At 34.2% G+C, this 23,901-nt stretch carries 13 protein-coding genes and 7 pseudogenes; 13 read left to right on the top strand and 7 right to left on the bottom strand.

What is annotated here, in order from left to right:
* Positions 1-124: 124 nt before the first annotated feature.
* Positions 125-599: pseudogene (locus tag ACF3N8_RS02035) on the bottom strand (DDE-type integrase/transposase/recombinase).
* A gap of 110 nt (positions 600-709) precedes the next feature.
* Between ACF3N8_RS02035 and ACF3N8_RS02030 the strand changes: the two are divergent.
* The gene (locus ACF3N8_RS02030) at positions 710-1,954 is read left to right on the top strand and encodes an aminoacyltransferase (RefSeq protein ID WP_392450150.1); all 1,245 of its coding nucleotides are present in this window, start codon (positions 710-712) and stop codon (positions 1,952-1,954) included.
* 121 nt (positions 1,955-2,075) lie between these two features.
* Here ACF3N8_RS02030 and ACF3N8_RS02025 read toward each other — a convergent pair whose 3' ends face one another.
* Complete coding sequence (locus ACF3N8_RS02025; protein WP_392450148.1) at positions 2,076-3,215, bottom strand: MFS transporter; 1,140 nt, start codon at positions 3,213-3,215, stop codon at positions 2,076-2,078.
* A 152-nt stretch (positions 3,216-3,367) separates the two neighbouring features.
* Between ACF3N8_RS02025 and ACF3N8_RS02020 the strand changes: the two genes are divergently transcribed.
* A complete protein-coding gene (locus ACF3N8_RS02020; protein WP_392450146.1) occupies positions 3,368-4,180 on the top strand; it encodes a LysR family transcriptional regulator in 813 nt (270 codons plus the stop codon).
* A 237-nt stretch (positions 4,181-4,417) separates the two neighbouring features.
* Here the strand turns inward: ACF3N8_RS02020 and ACF3N8_RS02015 are convergent.
* A pseudogene (locus tag ACF3N8_RS02015) lies at positions 4,418-4,969 on the bottom strand (replication initiation factor domain-containing protein); the annotation flags it as partial.
* 56 nt (positions 4,970-5,025) lie between these two features.
* On the opposite strand from ACF3N8_RS02015, the pseudogene ACF3N8_RS02010 reads away from it, so the two are divergent.
* The 5 genes and pseudogenes from ACF3N8_RS02010 to ACF3N8_RS01990 all read left to right on the top strand — a co-directional run bounded on the left by ACF3N8_RS02010 (position 5,026) and on the right by ACF3N8_RS01990 (position 7,895).
* Positions 5,026-5,700: pseudogene (locus ACF3N8_RS02010) on the top strand (IS6 family transposase).
* A gap of 65 nt (positions 5,701-5,765) precedes the next feature.
* Positions 5,766-5,879, top strand: a pseudogene (locus ACF3N8_RS02005) (replication initiation protein); the annotation flags it as partial.
* Between the two features lie 584 nt (positions 5,880-6,463).
* Positions 6,464-6,682, top strand: coding sequence for a VraH family peptide resistance protein (locus ACF3N8_RS02000; RefSeq protein ID WP_238101227.1), 219 nt, complete (start codon positions 6,464-6,466; stop codon positions 6,680-6,682).
* Between the two features lie 193 nt (positions 6,683-6,875).
* A complete protein-coding gene (locus ACF3N8_RS01995; RefSeq protein WP_238102223.1) occupies positions 6,876-7,376 on the top strand; it encodes a MepB family protein in 501 nt (166 codons plus the stop codon).
* Between the two features lie 204 nt (positions 7,377-7,580).
* Positions 7,581-7,895: a hypothetical protein gene (locus tag ACF3N8_RS01990; protein ID WP_238101225.1), complete on the top strand. Its 315-nt coding sequence runs from the start codon at positions 7,581-7,583 to the stop codon at positions 7,893-7,895.
* 550 nt (positions 7,896-8,445) lie between these two features.
* Here the strand turns inward: ACF3N8_RS01990 and ACF3N8_RS01985 are convergent.
* Positions 8,446-10,091: pseudogene (locus ACF3N8_RS01985) on the bottom strand (FAD-binding dehydrogenase).
* Positions 10,092-10,495: 404 nt separating this feature from the next.
* Between ACF3N8_RS01985 and ACF3N8_RS01980 the strand changes: the two are divergent.
* Genes ACF3N8_RS01980 through ACF3N8_RS01965 form a run of 4 tightly spaced genes read left to right on the top strand, consistent with a single transcriptional unit; the run spans position 10,496 to position 15,336 of the window.
* On the top strand, positions 10,496-11,989 hold the full coding sequence (locus ACF3N8_RS01980) for an NADH dehydrogenase subunit 5 (protein ID WP_009385250.1): 1,494 nt from the start codon (positions 10,496-10,498) through the stop codon (positions 11,987-11,989).
* A complete protein-coding gene (locus ACF3N8_RS01975; RefSeq protein ID WP_238102224.1) occupies positions 11,989-14,526 on the top strand; it encodes a DUF2309 domain-containing protein in 2,538 nt (845 codons plus the stop codon). The genes ACF3N8_RS01980 and ACF3N8_RS01975 overlap by 1 nt, the downstream gene beginning before the upstream one ends.
* Before the next feature lie 22 nt (positions 14,527-14,548).
* Positions 14,549-14,953, top strand: coding sequence for a carbonic anhydrase (locus ACF3N8_RS01970; RefSeq protein WP_009385252.1), 405 nt, complete (start codon positions 14,549-14,551; stop codon positions 14,951-14,953).
* A 17-nt stretch (positions 14,954-14,970) separates the two neighbouring features.
* The gene (locus ACF3N8_RS01965) at positions 14,971-15,336 is read left to right on the top strand and encodes a DUF2294 domain-containing protein (RefSeq protein ID WP_009385253.1); all 366 of its coding nucleotides are present in this window, start codon (positions 14,971-14,973) and stop codon (positions 15,334-15,336) included.
* Positions 15,337-15,490: 154 nt separating this feature from the next.
* Here ACF3N8_RS01965 and ACF3N8_RS01960 read toward each other — a convergent pair whose 3' ends face one another.
* On the bottom strand, positions 15,491-16,165 hold the full coding sequence (locus ACF3N8_RS01960; RefSeq protein ID WP_103370613.1) for an IS6 family transposase: 675 nt from the start codon (positions 16,163-16,165) through the stop codon (positions 15,491-15,493).
* 228 nt (positions 16,166-16,393) lie between these two features.
* On the opposite strand from ACF3N8_RS01960, the pseudogene ACF3N8_RS01955 reads away from it, so the two are divergent.
* Positions 16,394-16,495 (top strand): annotated as a pseudogene (locus tag ACF3N8_RS01955) (hypothetical protein); the annotation flags it as partial.
* A gap of 257 nt (positions 16,496-16,752) precedes the next feature.
* On the opposite strand, the gene ACF3N8_RS01950 reads toward ACF3N8_RS01955, so the two are convergent.
* Entirely contained in the window at positions 16,753-17,748 is a 996-nt protein-coding gene (locus ACF3N8_RS01950) for a hypothetical protein (protein ID WP_392450142.1), read from the bottom strand.
* 633 nt (positions 17,749-18,381) lie between these two features.
* The gene (locus ACF3N8_RS01945; protein WP_392450140.1) at positions 18,382-23,658 is read right to left on the bottom strand and encodes a hypothetical protein; all 5,277 of its coding nucleotides are present in this window, start codon (positions 23,656-23,658) and stop codon (positions 18,382-18,384) included.
* A gap of 97 nt (positions 23,659-23,755) precedes the next feature.
* Here ACF3N8_RS01945 and ACF3N8_RS01940 point away from each other — a divergent pair.
* Positions 23,756-23,899, top strand: a pseudogene (locus tag ACF3N8_RS01940) (LPXTG cell wall anchor domain-containing protein); the annotation flags it as partial.
* Positions 23,900-23,901 lie beyond the last annotated feature (2 nt).

Raw genomic sequence — 23,901 nt, 5'->3', positions numbered from 1 at the left:
TAAGTATAAAAAATTTGAATAAAAGAGGTTTGAAAGGTTTGATAAAATCACCAATATACTCTTCAAGGTTCTACTGCAAAATAAAAAATATGGCTAATCACTAATTTATCATGTCAGTGTTCGCTTAACTTGCCAGCATGATGCTAATTTCGTGGCATGGCGAAAATACGTAGATCTGAAGAGACCTGCGGTTCTTTTTATATAGAGCGTAAATACATTCAATACCTTTTAAAGTATTCTTTGCCGTATTGATACTTTGATACCTTGTCTTTCTTACTTTAAGATGACGGTGATCTTGCTCAATGAGGTTATTCAGATATTTCGATGTACAATGACAGTCAGGTTTAAGTTTAAAAGCTTTAATTACTTTAGACATTGAAGGTGCCTAATCTGTAATTACCTTTTGAGGTTGACCAAATTGTTTAATGAGATATTTGATAAACGCATATGCTGAATGATTATCTCGTTGCTTACGCAGCCAAATATCTAATGTATGTCCCTCTGCATCGATGAACGTTTACACCACGTTCCCTTAATATTTCAGATATATCACGATAACTCAATGCATATCTTAAATAGTAGCCGACGGCTACAGTGATAACATCCTTGTTAAATTATTTATATCTGAAATAGTTCATACAGAAGACTCTTTTTTGTTAAAATTATACTATAAATTTAACTTTGCAACAGAAACTAGGAGGACAATTATATGTATTTTACAACTTTGACAGAAAAAGAATATGAAGATTTTATCCATAGTAGACCAGTACATTTCACACAATCTATAGATCAATATCGATTTCGTAAAAATGAAAATAATGATGTTCACTTGGTTGGAGTTAAAGACAATGATGAGGTCATAGGTGCTTGTTTACTATCTGAAGCAAGAGCGTTAAAAATATTTAAATATTTTTATTCTCATAAGGGGCCGGTTCTTGACTATAATAATAAAATACTTGTTGATTGCTTTTTTAAAGGATTAACTAAATATTTAAAAAAACACAGAACATTATTTGCATCATTGGATCCGTATATTTTAGAAAATATCAGAAATACAGATGGAGAAATACTACATTCTTTTGATAATACACATTTAATAAATCAACTTTCAAAATTAGGATATAAACATCAAGGATATACAGTGGGTTATTCTCAAAAAAGTCAGATTCGTTGGTTGTCTGTATTGAATTTAAAAAATAAAAGTAGAGATAACATATGGAAAGATATGGAGTATCAAACACGACGGAATATCAAGAAATCCTTAGAAATGGGAGTTGAAACAACTACATTAGATATATCCGAAACAGGCCGGTTTTATCAGTTGTTTAAAATGGCTGAAGAAAGACATAATTTTAAGTACAGAGAGAATCCTTATAAATTTTTTAAAGAAGCTCAAGTGATGTATCCACAAAATTCAATGATTAAATTATCTTATATTAACTTACAAAATTATTTGAAACAGCTTGAAATTACAAGAGTGAAATTAAATAAATCAATGGAAACAATAAAAGATAAGCTTAAAGAAAATCCAAATTCTAAGAAAAGTAAATCTAAACATAAACAATTAGAACAAAAACTTCAAAGTAATAAAAAGAAAGTTCAAGAAGCACAAAGTTTAATTAATAGTGAAGGTAATACCTTAGATTTAGCAGCTGCTTTATATATATATAATAAAGATGAGGTTTACTATCTTTCTAGTGGTTCAAACCCTAATTTTTACCAATTTAAAGGAGCATATGCATTACAATGGAATATGATCCAGTTTGCACTAGATCATCAAATTCCAAGATATAATTTTTATGGAGTTACAGGAGACTTTAGTAAAGATGCTGATGATTATGGAGTGCAACAATTTAAAAAAGGATTTGGTGCACATATTGAAGAATATATTGGTGATTTTATTAAACCTATACATCCGGTATTTTATAAAATCTATCAATTTTTGAATGCATAAGCTATACAAATTAATTACCTATAATCAATTTATTATGTAAAGAAAACAAGCCGAGATTTCGGCTTGTTTTCTTCTTATCTTGATACATATTGTGATGATTAAAAGAGAGACAATAAATCTTTTAATCTTTATCTATAGATAAATTTAACAATTGTAGTAAAATACCAATAATAGTAATTCCTAAAGCGCTATATATCAGTATATTTGTACTATTAACATTAAACAGAATGATACCTCCAATGCTTGATCCAATAGCACTTCCTAAATAATTAATAGAACTATTTAAAGCAACAGCAGGACCTCCATGTTTAGGATGACTTTTTAATAGTATATGTTGTTGTGGCGCTTGTGTAGCCCATCCCATAGATCCCCATAGAATAAAGGGTAGTAAGCCTAATAGAGGTGATTTGATAGAGATAGGAATTAAAACAAAACTTAATGCTAATAAAATTAAAATAATCAACATAACAAATCTTGTGTTTTTAAATTTATCTATAATAAATCCTATACTAAAACTTCCTATTAATCCGCCTATTCCCCACGCTGTAAGGTAATAAGTTAAATTTTTTGTATCTGTATTTGTTTTAATAATATCGGCTAAATAAGTATACAAACCTAAACTAGCAATAGCAGCACATAATGTGACTGAAATAACTCTTAGGACGTGCCTGTTTAGGAATAATTTAAAACGAGCTTTTAAGTTTGGAGGAGCTTGTATTTTAAATTTAGGCATTAATATAGAAATACTTATTAATGCAATAAAACTAATGACAATAATAACCAACATTGCAAATCGCCAATTAGAAATGTTGGCAATTTCTAGTCCGAGAGGAACTCCTATAACAGTTCCTACACTCATTCCGCCTACTGTAAAAGCGATTGCTTTTCCTTTATGTTTTTCGGAGACTAAATGATTGCTTGCACTTATTGCAATTGGTGAGAATACGCCAGCTCCTAAACCAGCGATTGCTCTTGATACGATATATAGCATGTAGTTCATAGATATTGCGGTTATAATATTGGCTAAAGTAAATACACTGATTGCTATTATTAGTATTTTTTTAACTGGGGATTTAGCTAATATTGTTGAAAAAATGGGGGCAGAGATAGAGAAAAACAATGTAAAAACTGTTACTCCTTGCCCAATAGCAGAGCTACTTTTATTAAAACTTTTACTTATTGAAGGTATTAATCCTGCTACTATATAAGCATCCATACCTAAGGCAAACATACCTAAAGTTAAAATCCATATTTTTTTCATTATTATCTCATCCTATCAGTCAATTTTGATTCATTAAGAGATTAGTTGCCTATTTTTGGGAACAATATAAGAATAAACCTTTACTTGAAATATATGAATAAGTAATGTGTTAATATAGGTATAAACAAATAGTTAATACCATGGGGGGTTTTATGAATTTTAATTATATGAAGGACTTCATTAAAGTTGTCGAGTACAATAGCTTAAATAAAGCTTCTAGAGAATTGAATATAAGTACACCAGCCTTAAGTAAAAGAATTAGAAGTATTGAAGATTATTTTGATTGTCAGTTATTTTATAGAACTTCTAAGGGTATTTTTTTAACTCAAAAAGGAAATGCTGTTTATCATTCGTTTTTAAAAATAAATGAGCAATTTGAAGAATTAAAAAGTAAAATAAGTGAGTCTAAAGATAAAAGAATTAAATTAGGAGTCATACCTAGCTTTTCTTTATATAAACTACATGAAAAGAATTATATTAATGAAAGTGTCGTTTTAGTCATTGAAAATAGTACTTCAATTTTACTTGAAGAAATTTATAAAGATAATATAGATGTTGTTATTGGTGATATTACACATTTAAAAAATAACTCGCTCTATAAACAAGAAATTTACACTGAGGACTTTATTGTGGCTTATGGTGATGAAAATAAGTTTAAAAACACTAAGCAAGTAAGTATAAAATCTTTAAAAAATGAGAATATTTATATACAAACACCGCCATGTGATACATATGATCTTCTTAAAAATTATTCCTTGAAAGATAAGTTACATATTGATTATTATGAAACTATATTAGCTAATGTCAAAGCAAATAAAGGTATTACTTTGACTCCCCAATCTTTGACTACAAGACTTGAAAGTATGAACTTATATCAAAAAAAATTACAAAATTATAAAAGAGTTGTAGGTGTAGTATCACGTGATAAAGATAAGATGAATAAAATTATTGATATAATTCAGTAAATGAATAGAGTATACAATTCAACTCCCCATAACTCTTTATTATGTTAACTAAACGAAAAGGCACAAACACCGTTATATCGGTGTTTGTGCCTTTTCGTTTGAACTATGAGTGGCTAAAAGCTAGCCACTCATAGTTCAAAACCATAAAACCTAGCAACCAAAAATGGTGGTTGCAACATGTTCAATTAATTTTATAATCTGCTCGCTTTTTAGCTCACAGTATAAAATTAAATTCACTCAAAACCGAAAATCAGAAAGCCAAAAATCAATCTGCTTTTGCAATTGTTTTTCGTTTTCTTTCAAAGCCAATTTCATTAAGTTCGTTAAATCAATTGGAGATATTTCTTGAAGTAGTTGTTTGTATTTGCGACGGGAGTTTCTATGTAATTCTCCCCAAGCACTTTCCTCGTGAAGTAATAAATACACCATTGCTTGTTCTCTTACACTTTCTAAAGTAGCCCATGCTGGATTTAAAATATGCAAATCATCAAAGCAATTATTCCAGTAATCAACCATGTTACGTTTTAATTCAATTTCTACACGCCATAAATGTTCAGAATCTATTTCTATATCTGCATTATCCTTACGTTCCTTTTTCTTGTTGTAAATTCTAATAAACCGTTCACTATCACGTACACCAAAATATTTAGTTTCTGGCTTTCCGTCAATTCCGTAAAATACAGTTTTCTTTAAAGCTTTATCTGACATTGCGTAATAGTCACTTAAATCATCTTCAAAATCAAAAGTCAAATCTAATCTTGTAAAACCGTCATCTTCCATAAGATTTATGGTTCTGTTGCAAAGTTGAATTTATAGTATAATTTTAACAAAAAGGAGTCTTCTGTATGAACTATTTCAGATATAAACAATTTAACAAGGATGTTATCACTGTAGCCGTTGGCTACTATCTAAGATATGCATTGAGTTATCGTGATATATCTGAAATGTTAAGGGAACGTGGTGTAAACGTTCACCATTCAACGGTCTACCGTTGGGTTCAAGAATATGCTCCAATTTTATATCAAATTTGGAAGAAAAAGCATAAAAAAGCTTATTACAAATGGTGTATTGATGAGACGTACATCAAAATAAAAGGAAAATGAAACTATTTATATCGTGCCATTGATGCAGAGGGACATACATTAGATATTTGGCTGCGTCAGCAACGAGATAATCATTCAGCATATGTATTTGTCAAACGTCTCATTAAACAATTTGCTAAACCTCAAAAGGTAATTACAGATCAGGCACCTTTAACGAAGGTCGCAATGGCTAAAGTAATTAAAGCTTTTAAACTTAAACCTGACTGTCATTGTACATCGAAATATCTGAATAACCTCATTGAGCAAGATCACCGTCATATTAAAGTAAGAAAGACAAAGTATCAAAGTATCAATACGGCAAAGAATACTTTAAAAGGTATCGAATGTATTTACGCTCTATATAAAAAGAACTGCAGGTCTCTTCAGATCTACGGATTTTCGCCATGCCACGAAATTAGCATCATGCTAGCAAGTTAAGCGAACACTGATATGATAAATTAATGGTTAGCTTTATTTTTTTACTTTGCAACAGAACCTCAAATTTTTATCACTGGAACCAAAAAGAATACTTAGCGAGTGAAATTTTTGATTTGACCGAAGAAGAAAAAAGTAAAATTAATCATCAAATGATTGATGAAATTGACGAAGAAATTTGAGTATAAATTTTGATATTCTTTTTAAAACGTTAGCGAAAAAGCTAGCGTTTTTTTATTGAAAAGTACTAAAAAACATTAGGGTACTTTTAGGGTACAGCCACAATATGCGTAGGGTACTTTTAGGGTACAAAAGCAAAAAATGATTGTACTTTAGAAACCGCTGTATCCCTTGAAATGTCTGGCTTCGCCAGACCAACCTTTTTGAAAGGTTGCAAATTTCCCTTATGCTCTTAATTTTTATTTTGGACAAAATCAAGATTTCGGTATTTTTTACAGAAATTTGCCCCTGCAGGAACTAAAAAACGTCATCACTTTTCAAAGGATTTTATGCAAAACTTTAGTTTGCATATAGATGGGCAGTGTCTAAAAATCGTCACTGGTTTTGCTAAAAATTTGTGATGTGAAATCAAAATATATTTATTTGGCTCTTATTTGCGTTTTAAGCACTTATATAGAATTTTGGGTATAAAACTACGTAAATATTTAGTGTTTCTTCAAAATGCCCCTTTAAAATTAAAAATAAAGGCACTCAAATTTTTGTAAGGGTTATGATAAAGTTTGCTAAAAAGGAGTGTTTTATTTTTATGACTATCAAACAGATTGTGAATGATTTATTGAATAAAAAATGGTCTTTAGAAGATTTGCTTTGGTTAATTTTCATGTGTGTAATATTTAGTACTTTTACTACACCATTTTTAGGTATTCCGATTGGAGTTATTGCTTATTTTTTCTTTTTTTATAAAGATGATGATGTTGATGAGATAGCAGAAAAATATGATTATCAAGACGAGAATAAGAAATAGACCACGCATTTATGCCGAGAAAATTTATTGATCAATGAGCAGAACCCTTAACTAAACTTGGAGACGAATGTCGGCATAGCGTGAGCTATTAAGCCGACCATTCGACAAGTTTAGGGTTTGGTAAGGGTTCAGAGGCTCGTTGTCAATAAAGCAATATTGATTTATGACTTTTTGAGTACAAGGGAGTTTTTTTATGAACAATGATTATATTTCTATCGATTTTTTGAATGAAATACCGTTATTTGATTATAAATTTTCTTTGATAAATTATGAATTTGAACAATGGAATCAAGATTATGAAGCTTTTAATTTTGAATTTAGTGGAGTTGATTTTAAAAGTCGATTAGCTAAAAAAACTCCTAAAAAAGCAGGTTATTTTGTTGCATTTTGGCGCAAGAATGAAATTAATAAAAACAGACCTTTTAACTTTGAGGAATCGAAAGATAAGTTGATTATTAATATTTTAGATGGATCTAAAAAAGGTCAATTTGTTTTTCCGAAAGAGTTATTGTTTAAAAAAGGAATTATTAGTTCTGAAAAACATAAAGGTAAAATGGCTATTCGTGTTTATCCTAGTTGGGAGAAGGATTTAAATAAAACGGCTATTAGTACACAGAAGTGGCAAATTCCTTATTTTTTAGATTTTACTAATGGTTTTGAGAAGGAAAATATTAAGGAGTTGTATTTAAATTAATTTTGATTTTTGAAACGAGTTGAAAACGAGTTTCTTCTTGATTTAGCTCATATTTGCGTTTTAAGAGCTATAAAACTATTTTAGGTATAAATAATATATAAAATACCCCTAAATGCTCTAAAAAGTACCTTAAAATTGCAAATAAGGGTATTTAAAACTTAAATACTTCTTGTGATAAATTTTTTTAAAGGAGGAAGTTCTAATTTGATATTTATATATATAATTTTTTCAGCTGTTTTACTTTATTATGCTTTGAAATATGGCATTATAAATGGATTTGCTAAACTTGAAGCTAACAAAGAGGATTTAATTTATTATCAAAAAAGTGCGAAATTGTTTGAAGAAATTGGAAATATTTATCGTATGATTTCGACGTCTCAATCTGAGAGAGTGGATGAGGCAAAAGTTATTTATAATAATTCTTTTGATATTTTGGTTTCAGGAAAAAAACCTAAATTTATATTTGATAAATTAACTGAGAACAAAGAACAAATTTCTGAATTAAGTGTAGAGAAATAATCACTTTAGACCACGCATTTATGCCGAGAAAATTTATTGATCAATGAGAAGAACCCTTAACTAAACTTGAAGACGAATGTCGGCATAGCGTGAGCTATTAAGCCGACAATTCGACAAGTTTTGGGTTTGTTAAGGATTCAGAGGCTCGTTGTCAATAAAGCAATTGGAATAAAGCATATTTGGAAAAGAATAAGATGCAAATCTAAAATAGATAATCATTCTAAAATGAGTTAATGACTGATCTTTTAAGTTTTTCTGTGTTTCTTATTTATGATTTTATAAATAGAATATATAAGGTTCTGTTGCAAAGTTAAATTAGTATACAAATTTATGCAAAAACAATAAATTAAATACTAATTTAACAATATATCGTACTTCTATTTTTGATTATTTTTACATTTCTTTGTATTTATATTACACGATTTCTGACTTTGCAACAGAACCAAATTTTTTCTATACTTTTCTCTCCTGCAATTTTTAAGCTTTTTCTTAGTTGAAGAAGTAATCAGAACAAGGCTATAAGTTAAGATTTAAGGTGTGAAAAATGTTGCTAATAATATTTAATTATACCATCAGCTGCTTTTATACCGCTAAATATACACCCTCCTAAAAAGGTTCCTTCTAAAGATCTATACCCATGCAGACCGCCACCACCAAAACCAGAAGCTTCACCGGACGCATATAAGCCTTTAATTATACTATTATTATTATATACTTGTCCGTCAAGGTTAGTTTGAATACCTCCTAAAGTTTTACGGCTAATGATATTTAATTTTACTGCTATGAGCTTATTCTTACTCCCTAGAAACTTATGGGGTTTAGCAACTCGAAATACTTTATCGCCTAAAAACTTTCTAAAATTGTTAATAAAAGTTACCTGTGCATCTTTTGTGAAACGATTATTCAGTTGTAAATCTCGTGATACGATTTCTTTCCTTATTTTGTCGTAACTTAATAAAGAGTTTTCTGTTTTACTATTCATTTTGTCTACTAACGTTTTTAAATCATTAGCTACTATGAAGTCGTCACCATACTTCAAGAAATTTTTTATCGGACCAGTTTCTTTATTGATTAATCTTTCTTTAATTAACAATTTTAAATCTTTAGTAGTTAAGTCTGGGTTTTGCTCAGAACCAGATAAAACAAATTCTTTTTTTATTATATCTTCTGTAAGAATAAACCAAGAATAATCATATCCCGTACTTAGTATAGTTTTTAAGGTATGTAATGTGTCGAAACCAGGATAATCTGGGCTATACATTCTTTCTCCTTTAGCATTTAGCCAAATTGAAGACGGTCCTGGTATGATTCTTATTCCATGGTTTGACCAGATAGAATCGTAGTTTTGGATGCCTTCAGTATAATGCCACATACGATCTTTATTTACGACATTTATCCCTTTTGTTTCTGCTAATTCAATCATCTTTCCATCTATTGAATTTGGGACACCCTGTATCATTTTTTTTGGCGGTGCTCCCAATCTTTTAGGCCAATTTTTTTTAATTAAATCCATATTTGCACCTATACCACCTGTTGCTATAAGTAAGCAATCGACATTAAATTTAAAGTTATCAACGACTTCTTTGGAAGAAGGTTCTCCACATTCAGAAGTATCATCTTCTAAAATATCACCTGATACTCCAGTGATACGATTTTTTTTAATTTGTATATCTGTTACTCGGTGTCTAGTTAGTAAGCAGAAATTGCCCAACTTTTCTTGAGTCAGAACATAATCAATAAAAGGTTGTATTAAACCTGGACCTGTCCCCCATGTAACATGGAATCTTGGAACAGAATTTCCGTGAGATGCCGCAGAACTGCCTCCTCGTTCTGCCCATCCGAGTATAGGTGTAATTTTAATACCCATTTGTTTTAAATAGTTTTCTTTTTCATAGGTTGCAAAATAAACGTAAGCTTCAGCCCATTTTTTGGCCCAATAATCTTCATTATTATCACGATCAAAACTGGCTGATTTAAACCAATCATTCATAGCTAATTCATAAGAATCTTTAACGCCAAAGAGTTTTTGTACCTTTGAATTAACTAGAAATAAACCGCCAAAGGACCAAAAAGCTTGACCGCCAATCGATTTTCTTGATTCTTGTTCTAGCATTATCACATTGTATCCTTTTTTAATAGTTCAGTAGCACAAACTAAACCACTTAGACCCGACCCAATAATAAATACTTTTTTCATATTCACTCTACATTTACGCTAAATTAGTTAGTTCTATTATATAGTTTAAAAAATAATAAAATAAATATATCATGAAAGAAACTGTTTTTTAATAGTTTTTTAGGTTATTTTTAAGTAATATTGCTAATAATATCATAATATAATTAACGATATAAGGTTCTCTTAATATCATTTTCAAACCATTTTGACTATTAGATTAGGCAAATTGACAACGAAAATGAGTCTAAGTATAATAGAATACAAATGTATTTCTAGCATTGCTTCAATGTAATTGAATTAATGAAAGAAATTATTAGATAAAAAATGGCGAAAGAGCAATATACATTCTATTTTTATAATAGTTTGGTTAGGGCTCGCAATTTATTTATAAATAAATTGCGAGCCCTTTTTAAGGAGAATTAATTATGTTTTTTATTGCTATATTTTTTATAAGTTTAATTTTATTAATAGTAAGTGGTTTAGCTTTTATATTTCATAAGGTAGATCTTACTTACATAAAAGTTCATATAGTGTTGACCTTTATGCCTATAATAGCTTCTATATTGTTACTTGTCTTCGTTAGGCAGGAAACTTCAGTAGGGCCTTTATCTTTTAATTCACTGTCCATTATGTTATCTGTTTTTATATTTTCAATAGGGTTTATAATACAAAAGTTTTCTATAAGGTACCTCTTAGGCAATAAAAATTATAGAAAGTACTTTTTTTTGTTTACTACTATAACTACTTTTGCAAGTATTGCTTGGTTGTCAGATGATCTTAGAAGTATGCTCCTCTTTTGGGGGGGGACCTTATTATGTCTAGTGTCACTGATATGGTTAAATAAAACGTGGAAAGTTGCTCGAAGCGTAGCTAGAACAACATTTTATATTTTTTTAGCATCGTGGATATCGTTTTTAGTAGCTACTATATTATTATTTATTTATACAAAAAGTTGGGCTATATCTTCAATTAAGTCGGTAGATTTACCTTTTAGTGTAAAAATAATAATTAGTTTACTAATGATTTTTGTAGTTATAATTCCAGCAGCTCAATTTCCATTTCAAAGATGGTTAATAGAAACAGCTGCAACACCTACACCTGTTTCTGCTATCATGCATGCTGGGATAGTGAATGCTGGAGGAATTATTTTAGGTAAATTATCTTTTATAGTTGCTAATGAAATATCGATGACTATTTTGTTAATTATATCTAGTCTAACTGTCTTGATAGGATCAGGCATAAGCTTAGTTCATGTGGATTATAAAAGACAACTTATTGGTTCTACTATGAGCCAAATGGGATTTATGTTAATTCAATGTGCATTAGGTGCGTATCTTGCAGCAATAATACATTTAATATTACATGGTGTATTTAAAGCGACTTTATTTTTACAATCAGGATCTGCTTTAGAACATACTAAGAATCCTTCTAATGCAAGTGTAAAGTATCCTTATGTATTAGTTACCGTAGGCAAAGTTTTTTCTGTGTTAATTGCATTTATATATTGGAATGTTAATCAATATAGTTTTTATACACTCGTAAGTGCAACCGTAGTTTACTTTTCACTCTCAGTAGCATGGAAACAACTAGTCGCGTATGGTAGCGGTGTAATTGGAAGAATTTTAGGATTTGCAACAATGATTTTTGTTTGCTCAATATATATTCTTACTCATAACTTTTTTGCTACAGTATTATATTCTAATAACTTTTATGAATATCATCCATCGCTACTGAGCTTAATAATCACATTAGTTATACTATTATCTGGAAACATATTGAATATATGGACGATGTATAAACCTAATCATCCTATTTCCTATAAGTTATATATAAAGGTTCTAGAGCTTGGAGAGGCAAGCGAAAGTACGATAGAAAGTCACCCATCGTATCTAGTTGATAAAAGGAGAGACAGTTTATAATGAATGATATGTTAAAAATAAAAAAAAGTATTGAAGAAGCAAGTAAAGTAATCATGCCACTATCGCCACTTAAAATATTTGCTGCTATAAATCCTTGGGAAAAACTAGAAGATCATTCATTTCATCAAGTAGCTCAAAAATTTAAAACGAATCATAACATAGATCTTTATCCTAATTTTAATCTCATTACAGAAGCGATTAAAAATGGGGAGATTGATAAGAACATCCTGAAAGCTAAAATTTGGAGTTATTATGACTCTTATCAAAGTAAAGTCTGTTCCGAACATGCTAAAAGCTTTATAAATAACCTCTTGAATAATTTAGGAACTACTTCAGATAAAAGGCTTAGTGACGATGAAATAAATATACTAATAAATGAAATAAAAAAAGAGGGAGATTTATACTATACGAAAAGAAAGTTTCATTTTGGAGATAGCTATTATATATCTAATGCACCGGTATCTAAATTAACTGACAAAGAGACAATTAAATGGAGTAAAGTCTTTTTAGATAAGTATCAGTCATCTTGGTCAATGCCTGGTAGAGAGAATGAATTTTTTAAGTCTTGGAAAAAATTAGCTACTTATAATTCTTTTTTTAATAAAAATCAAAAAATTCTAATAGATGAGTTACCAGATAGTGCTTTAGATAGTATTAATTATATTATAGGCATACTTCAAATAGATGATAGTGATTACGTTGAATATTTCGAACATCATTTGTTAGCTCTTCCAGGATGGTCCGGTATGATGTTATGGCATTCTAAGAAAAACAAAGAGTATCCAGATTTATTAATTGAGTATTTAGCGGTACGTATTGTTAATGAATATATTTTACTTCAATCCAAATTTGTTGAAAAAATAGAAATGCAAAAAGAAAATTCGATTAAAACAGTACGAAATTGGTTTGAATATAACATTTTAGGTGTTGAAAAATGGCAAGAACTATCCACATCTACCAAAAAGAATTATATTGAATTTTCAAGTTTTTTCAACGATATCTTTGCCAGAAAAGTATGTTTAGAATCATGGGAAGAAACATATATAAAAAATTTAAAAAACGAAATACTTAGCAGCAAAGATAATACGGTTAACAAAAAGGTTAAGTGTCAATTAGCTTTTTGTATAGATGTACGCTCAGAACCATTTCGTCGACAAATTGATAAATACGATTCTTTTGAAACAATAGGTGTTGCAGGATTCTTTGGACTGCCAATTCAAAAACACACAGTTATGCATGATTATCCTCATAGTTCATTGCCTGTTATGTCGGAACCTAAATATCAAATTAGAGAATCTATTAACGAAAATAATTATTTTAAAAAGAAAAACTTCACTAATTCAGTGTTATATACATTTAAGTTAATGAAGAGTAATACTTTCCCTAGTTTACTTTTACCTGAGTTAAGTGGTCCATTCTTAGGACTTTTCACGTTTTTTAAAAGTATGATTCCTAAAAAAAGCAATGAAATTAAACAAAAGGTTAAAGAAAAATTTCTAAAACTACCTGATACGACTTTAACTATTGATCGTCAAAAGTCTAATTCAGAATTACCGATTGGATTCTCAGATTCAGAAAAAATTGAATATACTTATCAATCCCTAAAAACCATGGGACTAGACAAAGATTTTGCGCCTTTGATAGTCCTGTGCGGTCATGGGAGTGAATCACAAAACAACCCTTATGATGCTTCATTACAATGCGGTGCATGCGGAGGGGCCTCTAGTGCATTTAATGCAAAAACTTTAGCAACACTCTGCAATCTTTCAATCGTAAGAGATGGTCTTAATAAAAAGGGCATAAATATTCCAAAAGACACGGTGTTTATAGCTGCTGAACATATAACTTCATTAGATGAACTAAAATGGATATATTTACCTAATCTCTCAGAAGAAGCAAATGAATCATTGAAAACACTTCAAAAGTGTCTACCAGATATAAGAAATAAGACTTCATTAGAGAGGACTGCAGAATTACCAGGTATAAATAAAAATTTCGATGAAAATGAAGCAACAAAAAGGGCAACTGATTGGAGTGAAATAAGGCCAGAGTGGGGATTAGCTAAAAATGCTTCGTTTATAATAGGGAAACGAACATTAACCAAAAATGCTAATTTAAAAGCACGAACATTTTTGCATGATTATGATTGGAAGAAAGATAAAAATGTTGATATCTTAAATAATATAATTTCTGGACCTGCATTAGTTACCCAATGGATTAATCTACAATATTACGCCTCAACTGTGATTCCCCATATTTATGGTAGTGGAAATAAAATAACCCAAAGTATAACTTCTGGTTTAGGCGTTATGCAAGGTAATTCGAGCGATTTATTAATTGGGTTACCATGGCAATCAGTTATGAAATCTGACTGTAGCATGTATCATTCACCGATTAGATTAACTATCGTTATACAAGCACCAACGGAATATATTTATAAACTCTTTGAGGTAAACACTAAATTTAAGCAAAAAATTGAAAATGAATGGTTAATACTTATTAACATTACTGAAAATAATGAATGGATAAAATGGTAGATGAAAAGGTGGATAAAATTACATGAGAGACACTAAAAAAATATTAATTATAACTGATATAATCGATTATAGTAATAAATTACAAAAGTATATTAAACTTTACGGTGAAGAAAATATTTTTAACATTCAAATTGCTAATCTAACCATTACTGATCCTTTCGATGAGATTATGAAATCAATCATCGTATCAATTTACGAATATAATATTAAAGATATAGTTTTTCTAAAAAGTGGTTTAAACATATCTTATAGTGAAAAAAGAATTAAACGTAATTCTATAATTGAATATCACTTTAAAAATTGCTCACCAGAGTTTTTTAAAAGTACTTTAGATGACTGGTTTTTAGATGACAGCGTTGAAAATTCTGTTGAGATTGTTAAATATCATCCACTTATTCCAAATGATGTAAATATATTAATAAAATAAATTTAGGAGCTATTATTATGATAGAATCAAAAGGTCAATATGAATCAGAAATTAGTAAAGCAATAACTCACTGGGAGAAAGAATACCTCGGTAGAGGATCATTGGCTGTTAAAGCAGACATTTTTAGAGATATGATAATTATTACCTTAAAAGGAATTCTAACGCCAGCTGAGTATAAAGTAGCTAATAGCCAAAATAGTTACTTAAGTATTAAAAGTGTTAGAACGAACCTTGTTGAGTCTGGTGTAAATGAATTGAAAGAAATAATACAGAACATAACTATGCAATGTGTAGTAAGTTTTCATACTGATTTAAGCACAAAAACAGGTGAAAGGATAATGATTTTTAAATTAGAAAATAATTTCGAAGAGTTATTTAAGTAAAAAATAATCAAATATCAGATGGATGGTTATGTAGTTGTTAAACACACTAAAGCCCTTTTGATAAATTACGATTGTAATTGGAGATGAACAAAATGGTTCTGTTGCAAAGTTGAAAAATAAATGTCTGAGCTCAATTTTAAAATAATACTTTGTGTTAACTTGTTAGCATGATGCTGATTTCATGGCATGGCGAAAATCCGTAGATCTGAAGAGACCTGCGGTTCTTTTTATATAGACCGTAAATACATTCAATACCTTTTAAAGTATTTTTTGCCGTATTGATACTTTGATATCTTGTCTTTCTTACTTTAATATGACGGTGATCTTGCTCAATGAGGTTATTCAGATATTTGGATGTGCAATGACAGTTAGGATTCAGTTTAAACGTTTTAATGACTTTAGCCATAGCGACCTTCGTTGAAGGTGCCTGATCTGTAATCACCTTTTGAGGTTTACCAAATTGTTTAATGAGACGTTTGATAAACGCATATGCTGCATGATTATCTCGTTGCTTACGCAACCAAATATCTAATGTATGCCCCTCTGCATCGATAGCACGATATAAATAGCTCCATTTTCCTTTTATTTTGATGTACGTCTCATCAATACGCCATTTGTAATAGGCTTTTTTATGTTTTTTCTTCCAAATTTGATACAAAATAGGCGCATATTCTTGAACCCAACGGTAGACCGTTGAATGATGAACGTTGACACCACGTTCTCTTAGTATTTCAGATATATCACGATAACTCAGCGCGTATCTTAGATAGTAGCCAACGGCTACAGTGATGACGTCCTTGTTAAATTGTTTATATCTGAAATAGTTCATACAGCATACTCCTTTTTGTTAAGATTATACTATAAAATTAACTTTGCAACAGAACCTGAAATAGTTCATACAGCATACTCCTTTTTGTTAAGATTATACTATAAAATTAACTTTGCAACAGAACCATTATTATCATGACATATGTACAACTAAATGAATCGGAACTTTTACAGCACGTACCTAAAGTAGCTGTCATGAACCATTAAGGTGATAAAAATTTTCAGTCAAATGATTCAATTTATGGAGGGAATTATGACTAAAAAAATCAAACGGTTTAAAGAAAGTTTTAAAGAAGAAAAAGCAAGAGTGAGATTGTATAAGTCAGGTAAAAGTTGGATTAAAGCTAGCATTAAAGAAATTCAATTACTTAGAGCAATGGGTTTACCATTCAATGGTCAAAAAATTACAGATAAAGAAGACGTAAATGCGAATAGCAATAGCAACAATATGAAAAAAAATATTTCGAAAGCATCGGCAGTTATTGGTGGGGCTTTTACTTTTAATATGCTAAATGATCATCAAGCGTTTGCTGCATCAGAAACGCCGGTAACTTCAGAAATAAGTTCTAATAGTACAACTGTAGGCGATCAAACATCTACTAAAGAAAGCAAAGACAGTGCCGTAAGTACAGAAAGCAAAGACAGTGCCGCAAGTGAAGAAAGCAAAGACAGTGCCGTAAGTACAGAAAGCAAAGACAGTGCCGCAAGTGAAGAAAGCAAAGACAGTGCCGCAAGTGCAGAAAGCAAAGACAGTGCCGCAAGTGAAGAAAGCAAAGACAGTGCCGTAAGTACAGAAAGCAAAGACAGTGCCGCAAGTGAAGAAAGCAAAGACAGTGCCGCAAGTGAAGAAAGCAAAGACAGTGCCGCAAGTGAAGAAAGCAAAGACAGTGCTGCAAGTACAGAAAGCAAAGACAGTGCCGCAAGTGAAGAAAGCAAAGACAGTGCCGCAAGTGAAGAAAGCAAAGACAGTGCCGCAAGTGAAGAAAGCAAAGACAGTGCCGCAAGTGAAGAAAGCAAAGACAGTGCCGCAAGTGAAGAAAGCAAAGACAGTGCTGCAAGTACAGAAAGTAAAGACAGTGCTGCAAGTGAAGAAAGCAAAGACAGTGCCGTAAGTACAGAAAGTAAAGACAGTGCCGCAAGTGAAGAAAGCAAAGACAGTGCCGTAAGTACAGAAAGCAAAGACAGTGCCGCAAGTGAAGAAAGCAAAGACAGTGCTGCAAGTACAGAAAGTAAAGACAGTGCTGCAAGTACAGAAAGTAAAGACAGTGCTGCAAGTACAGAAAGTAAAGACAGTGCTGCAAGTACAGAAAGCAAAGACAGTGCTGCAAGTACAGAAAGTAAAGACAGTGCTGCAAGTACAGAAAGTAAAGACAGTGCTGCAAGTACAGAAAGTAAAGACAGTGCTGCAAGTACAGAAAGCAAAGACAGTGCTGCAAGTACAGAAAGCAAAGACAGTGCTGCAAGTACAGAAAGCAAAGACAGTGCTGCAAGTACAGAAAGCAAAGACAGTGCTGCAAGTACAGAAAGTAAAGACAGTGCTGCAAGTACAGAAAGTAAAGACAGTGCTGCAAGTACAGAAAGCAAAGACAGTGCTGCAAGTACAGATTTTGGTTCAACAGTTGCTACTAATGATAGTAATTCTTCATCAAATAGTACCTCAGCAATTAATTTAAGAACATTTAGTAGATTGGCAACAACAACATTCGCAGCAGCAGCAGCAACTTCAACTACAAATACTTATACAGGTGCAGGGACTGATACAAATTATAATATTCCAATTTATTATAAATTAACAACTGTAAATAATGGAACGTCTATGACTTTTACGTATACAGTTACTTATGATAATCCTGCTACTACGACGGTTGAAAGACCTACAGCATTGTCTAATAGTTACGCAATATACAACACAGGAACAACTAATCAAACGATGTTTACACTAGGTAGTGCATATGGAACACCTTCAACAGCGACAAGTTATATTACCGATTCAACAGGTGCTCAAGTTAGTAATCCAAGAGCAAACACAACTAATATAAACAAACAGGGTAGTGGATATACTTGGGCAAACGGCTACCAAATGAATGGAGCCCAAGCTAAACAAGGATATGGTTTAACCACAACTTGGACAGTTCCTATCAATTCTAGTGGAGACACTTCTTTTACATTTAACCCATACTCTACATCTGTGACAGGTGGGACAAACTTCTTTAATGGTCAAAAAGTGACTGTAACAGATCCAACTAGTGCGTCAACAAGTACTGCAAACTCACAAAGTGCGTCAACAAGTACTGCGAACTCACAAAGCGCGTCAACAAGTACTGCGAACTCACAAAGCGCGTCAACAAGTACTGCGAACTCACAAAGCGCGTCAACAAGTACTGCGAACTCACAAAGTGCGTCAACAAGTACTGCGAACTCACAAAGCGCGTCAACAAGTACTGCGAACTCACAAAGCGCGTCAACAAGTACTGCGAACTCACAAAGTGCGTCAACAAGTACTGCGAACTCACAAAGCGCGTCAACAAGTACTGCGAACTCACAAAGCGCGTCAACAAGTACTGCGAACTCACAAAGCGCGTCAACAAGTACTGCGAACTCACAAAGCGCGTCAACAAGTACTGCGAACTCACAAAGCGCGTCAACAAGTACTGCAAACTCACAAAGTGCATCTGATTCAACATCAGTAAGCGCAAGCGACTCAGCGTCAACAAGCGCGTCTGATTCAACATCAGCAAGTGCGAGCGATTCAGCGTCAGTAAGTGCATCTGACTCAGCGTCAGTAAGCGCATCTGACTCAACATCAGTAAGTGCATCTGACTCAGCGTCAACAAGTGCGAGCGATTCAGCGTCAGTAAGTGCATCTGACTCAGCGTCAGTAAGCGCATCTGACTCAACATCAGTAAGTGCATCTGACTCAGCGTCAACAAGTGCATCTGATTCAACATCAGTAAGCGCAAGCGACTCAGCGTCAGTAAGTGCATCTGATTCAACATCAGCAAGTGCGAGCGATTCAGCGTCAGTAAGTGCATCTGATTCAACATCAGTAAGTGCATCTGATTCAACATCAGCAAGTGCGAGCGATTCAGCGTCAGTAAGCGCATCTGACTCAACATCAGTAAGTGCATCTGACTCAGCGTCAGTAAGCGCGTCTGACTCAGCATCAGTAAGTGCGAGCGACTCAGCATCAACAAGCGCATCTGACTCAACATCAGTAAGTGCATCTGACTCAGCGTCAGTAAGCGCATCTGACTCAGCATCAGTAAGCGCATCAGATAGTGCGTCACTAAGCACAAGCGTGTCTGATTCAACATCAGTAAGCGCATCTGACTCAGCGTCAACAAGCGCGTCTGACTCAGCGTCAGTAAGCGCATCTGACTCAACATCAGTAAGTGCGAGCGATTCAGCGTCAGTAAGTGCATCTGATTCAACATCAGTAAGCGCGAGCGATTCAACATCAGTAAGCGCAAGCGACTCAGCGTCAACAAGCGCGTCTGACTCAACATCAGTAAGTGCGAGCGATTCAGCGTCAACAAGCGCGTCTGACTCAGCATCAGTAAGCGCAAGCGACTCAGCGTCAGTAAGTGCATCTGATTCAACATCAGTAAGTGCGAGCGACTCAGCATCAACAAGCGCATCTGACTCAACATCAGTAAGTGAATCTGACTCAGCGTCAGTAAGCGCGTCTGATTCAACATCAGTAAGTGCGAGCGATTCAGCGTCAGTAAGTGCATCTGACTCAGCGTCAGTAAGCGCATCTGACTCAACATCAGTAAGTGCGAGCGATTCAGCATCAGTAAGTGCATCTGACTCAGCGTCAACAAGCGCGTCTGATTCAACATCAGTAAGCGTGAGCGATTCAACATCAGTAAGCGCAAGCGACTCAGCGTCAGTAAGTGCATCTGATTCAACATCAGTAAGTGCATCTGATTCAACATCAGCAAGTGCGAGCGATTCAGCGTCAGTAAGCGCATCTGACTCAACATCAGTAAGTGCATCTGACTCAGCGTCAGTAAGCGCATCTGATTCAGCATCAGTAAGTGAATCTGACTCAGCATCAGTAAGTGAATCTGACTCAGCATCAGTAAGTGAATCTGACTCAGCGTCAGTAAGTGAATCAGATAGTGCGTCAACAAGTGCGAGCGACTCAGCATCAGTAAGTGAATCAGATTCAGCATCAGTAAGCGCATCTGACTCAGCGTCAGTAAGTGAATCTGACTCAGCGTCAGTAAGCGCATCTGATTCAGCATCAGTAAGTGAATCTGACTCAGCGTCAGTAAGTGAATCAGATAGTGCGTCACTAAGCACAAGTGAATCAGATAGTGCGTCACTAAGCACAAGTGAATCAGATTCAGCATCAGTAAGTGCATCAGATTCAGCATCAGTAAGCGCATCTGACTCAGCGTCAGTAAGTGAATCTGACTCAGCGTCAGTAAGCGCATCTGATTCAGCATCAGTAAGTGAATCTGACTCAGCATCAGTAAGTGAATCAGATAGTGCGTCACTAAGCACAAGTGAATCTGACTCAGCATCAGTAAGTGAATCTGACTCAGCGTCAGTAAGTGAATCAGATAGTGCGTCAACAAGTGCGAGCGATTCAGCATCAGTAAGTGAATCAGATAGTGCGTCAACAAGTGCGAGCGATTCAGCATCAGTAAGTGAATCTGACTCAGCGTCAGTAAGTGCATCAGATTCAGCGTCAGTAAGTGAATCTGACTCAGCGTCAGTAAGCGCATCTGACTCAGCATCAGTAAGTGCATCAGATTCAGCATCAGTAAGCGCATCTGACTCAGCGTCAGTAAGTGAATCTGACTCAGCGTCAGTAAGTGCATCAGATTCAGCGTCAGTAAGTGAATCTGACTCAGCGTCAGTAAGCGCATCTGATTCAGCATCAGTAAGTGAATCTGACTCAGCATCAGTAAGTGAATCTGACTCAGCGTCAGTAAGTGAATCTGACTCAGCGTCAGTAAGTGAATCAGATAGTGCGTCAACAAGTGCGAGCGATTCAGCGTCAGTAAGTGAATCTGACTCAGCGTCAGTAAGTGAATCAGATAGTGCGTCAACAAGTGCGAGCGACTCAGCATCAGTAAGTGAATCAGATTCAGCATCAGTAAGCGCATCTGACTCAGCGTCAGTAAGCGCATCTGATTCAGCATCAGTAAGTGAATCTGACTCAGCGTCAGTAAGTGAATCAGATAGTGCGTCAACAAGTGCGAGCGATTCAGCATCAGTAAGTGAATCTGACTCAGCGTCAGTAAGTGCATCAGATTCAGCGTCAGTAAGTGAATCTGACTCAGCGTCAGTAAGCGCATCTGATTCAGCATCAGTAAGTGAATCTGACTCAGCATCAGTAAGTGCATCAGATTCAGCGTCAGTAAGTGAATCAGATAGTGCGTCACTAAGCACAAGTGAATCAGATTCAGCGTCAGTAAGCGCATCTGATTCAGCATCAGTAAGTGAATCTGACTCAGCATCAGTAAGTGAATCAGATAGTGCGTCACTAAGCACAAGTGAATCTGACTCAGCATCAGTAAGTGAATCTGACTCAGCATCAGTAAGTGAATCTGACTCAGCGTCAGTAAGTGAATCAGATAGTGCGTCACTAAGCACAAGTGAATCAGATTCAGCGTCAGTAAGTGAATCTGACTCAGCGTCAGTAAGTGAATCAGATAGTGCGTCACTAAGCACAAGTGAATCAGATTCAGCATCAGTAAGTGCATCAGATTCAGCATCAGTAAGCGCATCTGACTCAGCGTCAGTAAGTGAATCAGATAGTGCGTCAACAAGTGCGAGCGATTCAGCATCAGTAAGTGAATCAGATAGTGCGTCAACAAGTGCGAGCGATTCAGCATCAGTAAGTGAATCTGACTCAGCGTCAGTAAGTGAATCTGACTCAGCGTCAGTAAGTGAATCAGATAGTGCGTCACTAAGCACAAGTGAATCAGATTCAGCGTCAGTAAGCGCATCTGATTCAGCATCAGTAAGTGAATCTGACTCAGCATCAGTAAGTGAATCAGATAGTGCGTCACTAAGCACAAGTGAATCTGACTCAGCATCAGTAAGTGAATCTGACTCAGCATCAGTAAGTGAATCTGACTCAGCGTCAGTAAGTGAATCAGATAGTGCGTCACTAAGCACAAGTGAATCAGATTCAGCATCAGTAAGTGAATCTGACTCAGCGTCAGTAAGTGAATCAGATAGTGCGTCACTAAGCACAAGTGAATCAGATTCAGCATCAGTAAGTGCATCAGATTCAGCATCAGTAAGCGCATCTGACTCAGCGTCAGTAAGTGAATCTGACTCAGCGTCAGTAAGCGCATCTGATTCAGCATCAGTAAGTGAATCTGACTCAGCATCAGTAAGTGAATCTGACTCAGCGTCAGTAAGTGAATCAGATAGTGCGTCAACAAGTGCGAGCGATTCAGCATCAGTAAGTGAATCAGATAGTGCGTCAACAAGTGCGAGCGATTCAGCATCAGTAAGTGAATCTGACTCAGCGTCAGTAAGTGAATCTGACTCAGCGTCAGTAAGTGAATCAGATAGTGCGTCAACAAGTGCGAGCGATTCAGCGTCAGTAAGTGAATCTGACTCAGCATCAGTAAGTGAATCAGATAGTGCGTCACTAAGCACAAGTGAATCAGATTCAGCGTCAGTAAGTGAATCTGACTCAGCGTCAGTAAGTGAATCAGATAGTGCGTCACTAAGCACAAGTGAATCAGATTCAGGATCAGTAAGCGCATCAGATTCAGCGTCAGTAAGTGAATCTGACTCAGCGTCAGTAAGCGCATCTGATTCAGCATCAGTAAGTGAATCTGACTCAGCATCAGTAAGTGAATCTGACTCAGCGTCAGTAAGTGAATCAGATAGTGCGTCAACAAGTGCGAGCGATTCAGCATCAGTAAGTGAATCAGATAGTGCGTCAACAAGTGCGAGCGATTCAGCATCAGTAAGTGAATCAGATAGTGCGTCACTAAGCACAAGTGAATCAGATTCAGCGTCAGTAAGTGAATCAGATAGTGCGTCACTAAGCACAAGTGAATCAGATTCAGCGTCAGTAAGTGAATCTGACTCAGCGTCAGTAAGTGAATCTGACTCAGCGTCAGTAAGTGAATCAGATAGTGCGTCAACAAGTGCGAGCGATTCAGCATCAGTAAGTGAATCTGACTCAGCGTCAGTAAGTGAATCAGATAGTGCGTCAACAAGTGCGAGCGATTCAGCATCAGTAAGTGAATCTGACTCAGCGTCAGTAAGTGCATCTGACTCAGCATCAGTAAGTGCATCAGATTCAGCGTCAGTAAGTGAATCTGACTCAGCGTCAGTAAGTGAATCAGATAGTGCGTCAACAAGTGCGAGCGACTCAGCATCAGTAAGTGAATCAGATTCAGCATCAGTAAGCGCATCTGACTCAGCGTCAGTAAGTGCATCAGATTCAGCGTCAGTAAGTGAATCTGACTCAGCATCAGTAAGTGCTTCAGATAGTGCGTCAAATGTCAATTCGAATGCAACTTCTAACAGTACATCAACTGAAGAAAGTAGAAACGCATCTAATGTAGCCCAACAATCAAGTCACAAAGATAATAGTGATGAAAATAAAGAACTTCCTGAAACTGGTAATAGCAATGATGCTAATAATACAAACAGATTAATGGGAGCTGTTCTCTCATTACTTGCTGGATTAGGTTTAATAAAAAGATCACGTAAAAATAAAGAAGATAAAAATAATAATAGATTTTAATC

Origin of the sequence: Staphylococcus massiliensis, from assembly GCF_043186315.1 — a bacterium.
Classification (GTDB): domain Bacteria; phylum Bacillota; class Bacilli; order Staphylococcales; family Staphylococcaceae; genus Staphylococcus; species Staphylococcus massiliensis.
The sequence above is the reverse complement of the archived record's forward strand: the minus strand, read 5'-3'. Positions and strand labels throughout refer to the sequence as shown.

Bases quoted from the DNA above. Each gene is read 5' to 3' on its own strand.
- ACF3N8_RS02030 (WP_392450150.1), top strand. From the start codon at position 710: ATGTATTTTACAACTTTGACAGAAAAAGAATATGAAGATTTTATCCAT.
- ACF3N8_RS02025 (WP_392450148.1), bottom strand. From the start codon at position 3,215: ATGAAAAAAATATGGATTTTAACTTTAGGTATGTTTGCCTTAGGTATG.
- ACF3N8_RS02020 (WP_392450146.1), top strand. From the start codon at position 3,368: ATGAATTTTAATTATATGAAGGACTTCATTAAAGTTGTCGAGTACAAT.
- ACF3N8_RS02000 (WP_238101227.1), top strand. From the start codon at position 6,464: ATGACTATCAAACAGATTGTGAATGATTTATTGAATAAAAAATGGTCT.
- ACF3N8_RS01995 (WP_238102223.1), top strand. From the start codon at position 6,876: ATGAACAATGATTATATTTCTATCGATTTTTTGAATGAAATACCGTTA.
- ACF3N8_RS01980 (WP_009385250.1), top strand. From the start codon at position 10,496: ATGTTTTTTATTGCTATATTTTTTATAAGTTTAATTTTATTAATAGTA.
- ACF3N8_RS01975 (WP_238102224.1), top strand. From the start codon at position 11,989: ATGAATGATATGTTAAAAATAAAAAAAAGTATTGAAGAAGCAAGTAAA.
- ACF3N8_RS01970 (WP_009385252.1), top strand. From the start codon at position 14,549: ATGAGAGACACTAAAAAAATATTAATTATAACTGATATAATCGATTAT.
- ACF3N8_RS01965 (WP_009385253.1), top strand. From the start codon at position 14,971: ATGATAGAATCAAAAGGTCAATATGAATCAGAAATTAGTAAAGCAATA.
- ACF3N8_RS01960 (WP_103370613.1), bottom strand. From the start codon at position 16,165: ATGAACTATTTCAGATATAAACAATTTAACAAGGACGTCATCACTGTA.